General features: G+C 45.6%; 6 protein-coding genes. All 6 read left to right on the plus strand.

What is annotated here, in order from left to right; all coding sequences use genetic code 11:
- On the plus strand, window positions 1-396 hold a 396-nt coding region (locus ACFSVM_RS25660), incomplete at its 5' end, for a LysM peptidoglycan-binding domain-containing protein (RefSeq protein ID WP_379265384.1).
- Between the two features lie 7 nt (window positions 397-403).
- A complete protein-coding gene (locus ACFSVM_RS25665; RefSeq protein ID WP_379265386.1) occupies window positions 404-1,363 on the plus strand; it encodes an XkdQ/YqbQ family protein in 960 nt (319 codons plus the stop codon).
- A 1-nt stretch (window position 1,364) separates the two neighbouring features.
- Window positions 1,365-1,721, plus strand: coding sequence for a DUF2577 domain-containing protein (locus ACFSVM_RS25670; protein WP_379265388.1), 357 nt, complete (start codon window positions 1,365-1,367; stop codon window positions 1,719-1,721).
- Window positions 1,718-2,131 carry a DUF2634 domain-containing protein gene (locus tag ACFSVM_RS25675; protein ID WP_379265390.1) on the plus strand — a complete coding sequence of 138 codons (414 nt, stop codon included), beginning with the start codon at window positions 1,718-1,720 and terminating at the stop codon, window positions 2,129-2,131. The genes ACFSVM_RS25670 and ACFSVM_RS25675 overlap by 4 nt, the downstream gene beginning before the upstream one ends.
- On the plus strand, window positions 2,124-3,215 hold the full coding sequence (locus ACFSVM_RS25680) for a baseplate J/gp47 family protein (protein WP_379265392.1): 1,092 nt from the start codon (window positions 2,124-2,126) through the stop codon (window positions 3,213-3,215). Before ACFSVM_RS25675 ends, ACFSVM_RS25680 begins: the two co-directional genes overlap by 8 nt.
- Window positions 3,215-3,514 (plus strand): phage tail fiber protein (locus ACFSVM_RS25685; protein WP_379265394.1); only part of this gene is annotated, 300 nt, incomplete at its 3' end. The genes ACFSVM_RS25680 and ACFSVM_RS25685, both read left to right, overlap by 1 nt.

Here is a 3,514-nt window from a genome sequence, read left to right on the forward strand (position 1 = left end):
CGGTTCATTTATTCCGGATCCCCGATGGCCATAAACATGGCGGTATCCATCGAGGACTTCACTATAAGCGAGCGAGCGGGTGAGGCTGGGGATGTTTACTTTTCAATTGAGCTGAAAGAATACAGATTCCACAACGCAAAGAAAGTAAAAGTTGTATCGAAAAACACATCTGCCGCATCCAATAAATCCTTGAAGTCAAGCACCAAAACAAGGCCAGACATGAGAGTCCGGCCGGAAACTTACACGGTGAAGAAAGGCGATACCTTAAGCAAGATTGCAAAACAGATGCTTGGGGATTCGTCCAGATGGAAAGAAATCCAGACATTGAATGGTCTGACTAATATTCAGCTAAAAACGCTTCAGATCGGAACAGTCCTGAAGCTGCCAAAGGAGTGATAATGCAATGGAAATTATTCTTGATAACCGCAACGGAACACTTTGGGATCTGTCCGATCTTTTTGAGTCTGTGAAATGGCGAACGGTTCGCAGGGGCAAGCCGGGGACTGTTGAAATAACTATGATCAAACCGTCAAATTACAAGATTGGAATGATCAACCGTGGCGATGTGCTCCGTATCAAGGTGGACGGAGTGAATATGTTTTATGGGTATGTCTTTATCCTTAAGTCGAGTGAAGATGACACGCTAAGGATCACTGCTTATGATCAGATCAGATACCTACTCAACGAAGACACCTATGTATTTACGAAAGTGACCGCTGCACAGATGATCAGAAAGATTGCCCAGGACTTTAAACTTAAAATCGGAGAGATTGCAGATACCGGGCATATCATTCCGAAGCACCTTGAGGATGGGAAACCTTTGTTGGACATCATTGAAAAGGGACTTGATAAAACCGTCATAGCCAACGGACAGATATTCAACCTTTTTGACGACTTTGGATCTCTTACTCTTCGGAACGCCAAGACAATGATGTTGGATCTGTTGATCGGTGATGAGAGTCTGATGTTTGGGTATGACCATGAAGCATCCATTGACTCGGACACATATAACCAAATCAAGATTGTCCAAGACAACAAGAAGAAGGGGAACCGCTCAGTATTTATGGCAAGGGACAGCAGTAACATTAGTAAATGGGGTGTTCTGCAGCTGTTTCAGGAGGCGGATGAGGATGCGACTGAGGCGCAGATCAAAGAAACATTAAACCAGCTGATTAAGCTGAAGAATAGAGAGAAACAGACCCTTAAGATTAAAGCGTTGGGGAGCTTGAGTGTGCGTGCTGGCTGCTATGTACAGGTGAAGATTGGTGATCTGGCAATCAATCAGCTGTTCCTGATTGAAGAATGCGAACACCATTTTGACGGTGCCGCACATGAAATGACAATAGATTTGAAGGTGATATAAAATGTCTGCCAATAAATTGCTGGATACTATAAAAAAAGCTGGAATAAAGGGTGTTGCCGCCGGAAACCCTGTGTCTATTCTGCAGGGGAAAGTCACCAGTCTAAATCCTTTGGTCGTAACCGTTGAACAGCGGCTTGCGATACCAGAGGATTTTTTAATTGTGCCTGAATCACTTACCCGGTACGAGATCGATCTGAGCCACACACATGGCTTGTATGGCGGATCTGACACTCAGGAGGCGTTAACGTCCAAGATCGTTATCAGAGAAGGTCTGAAGTTCGGTGACGCTGTTCTATTGCTGCAGGCTCAAGGAGGACAAGATTTCATCATACTGGATAAGGTGGTGAGCGGCATATGATTCCTCAAGGCGCTATTAACTTGGATGAGGTTATTATTCAAGCTGATGAATCAGAAGAGGATACGCTGACCTATGAGATCGATATCGAAAGCGGTAAGCTGACAGGGCGATTAATTAGCGGCATTGCAGCGGTTCGTCAGAATGTCGCTATCACACTGCTGACTGAACGATATAAGTATTCAATCTACGATGACGATCATGGAACGGAATACGTAATCGGTGAGGATCGAGTGACGTTTGAGATTGAGACAAAACAGCGGATCGAGGAATCACTGCTGATGGTTGATAACGTTACTGCTGTAGATGAATTTAACTTTGAATACTCAGATGATGAAGCTTTGGTCACTTTTATTGTGCACTCCGAGTACGGTGACTTTAATGCAAACAGGGCGGTGAATCGCGGTGTATGAAGATCAAACGTTTGATGCCATCATGGGCCGAATGCTAAGTCACTTTGATGACACCATAGATAAACGGCCAACCAGCTTTATTTATAATCAGCTTGCACCGACTGCTCAGGAGCTTGCAGATGCTTATGTAGCACTGAGTATCAACGCTGATTTAGTACTGCCGGACAACGCTGAAAATATCTACTTGGAGCGGGCGGTAGCTGGACAGGGTATTTACAGGGTCACTGCTGTCGCGGCTCAGCGAGCTGGCCTTTTCTATGATGTAGATAATAACCCTTTGGATGTGCCACTCGGAAGCCGCTTTTCTATCGATAATATGTTTTTTACCGTACTGAGTCGAACGACTGCCGGCCGATTTGTAATGGTTGCTGAAACGGCTGGTAAGGCAGGAAACAGCCCGATCGGTTCAATGACTCCAGTTGAGTACATCGAAGGATTAGCACGTTCGGAGCTGGCTGAGGTCCTTGTTGAAGGGTTTGATGGGGAGAGCGACCAATCTCTTTTTGAGCGCTTTGAATTAAAACTGAAGAATCCACCATCGACCGGTAACCGTGGCTATTATCTTCAACTGGTTCGTGCTGTCCCCGGGGTAAGGAATGCACGTATTTATAGGGGATGGAATGGTCCTGGAACCGCGAGGATTGTCCTTATATCACCTGAAATGCGTACCCCGAGCGCTGCAGTTATTGCAGAGGTGCAGAGAAATGTTGATCTTCATACCCCGATAGGGGATCCGTTGATCACTGTCTCTGGGGCTGAGGAAGTAATGATCAGTGTCTCTGCCAATCTATATATACGAGACTATGACATAAGCCTCAACGACAGCCTCACTCAGCAGGTTAAAGCACAAATAAGCGCATATTTCACATCTTTAGCCGCAGAGTTTATTAATCCTGACCTGAAGAAAAATGAAGGTGGAATCGTTCGTTATGCAAAAATAGGTGAATCCATCTTGAACGCAGATGCAGTCATTGACTACGACAATTTGAAGGTAGCAGGGGGTGCAGCAAATGTTCAGTTGCAACCAGGGCAGATACCGATCATCGGGGCTTTAAATTTAACTTTTGAAGGAGTGGCGAACTAATGAGCATGTCGAACTTTTTGGAAAACAAAATTTTAAACCATGTACTGCGCGGTGAGGTATATGCGCCCCCGACTGAACTGTACATTGGTTTGTTTACTTCCGATCCAGGCGAAGCAGGGACCGGTACAGAGGTTACAGGGGCGGGTTATGCACGAAGACCGATTACTTTCAGCCCTTCCACTGTAGGAACCACATCAAACACGGCTGATATCCTTTCTCCGGCTTCCACGGCTGCGTGGGGAACAATCACTCACTTTGGTATCTTTGACGCACTGACTGGCGGTAATTTGCTTATAAAG

It is taken from the genome of Paenibacillus shunpengii (assembly GCF_042684905.1).
GTDB lineage: Bacteria > Bacillota > Bacilli > Paenibacillales > Paenibacillaceae > Paenibacillus > Paenibacillus shunpengii.

Excerpts from the sequence above, each read along its gene's own strand:
- ACFSVM_RS25665 (WP_379265386.1), top strand. The coding sequence starts at position 404 with ATGGAAATTATTCTTGATAACCGCAACGGAACACTTTGGGATCTGTCC.
- ACFSVM_RS25670 (WP_379265388.1), top strand. The coding sequence starts at position 1,365 with ATGTCTGCCAATAAATTGCTGGATACTATAAAAAAAGCTGGAATAAAG.
- ACFSVM_RS25675 (WP_379265390.1), top strand. The coding sequence starts at position 1,718 with ATGATTCCTCAAGGCGCTATTAACTTGGATGAGGTTATTATTCAAGCT.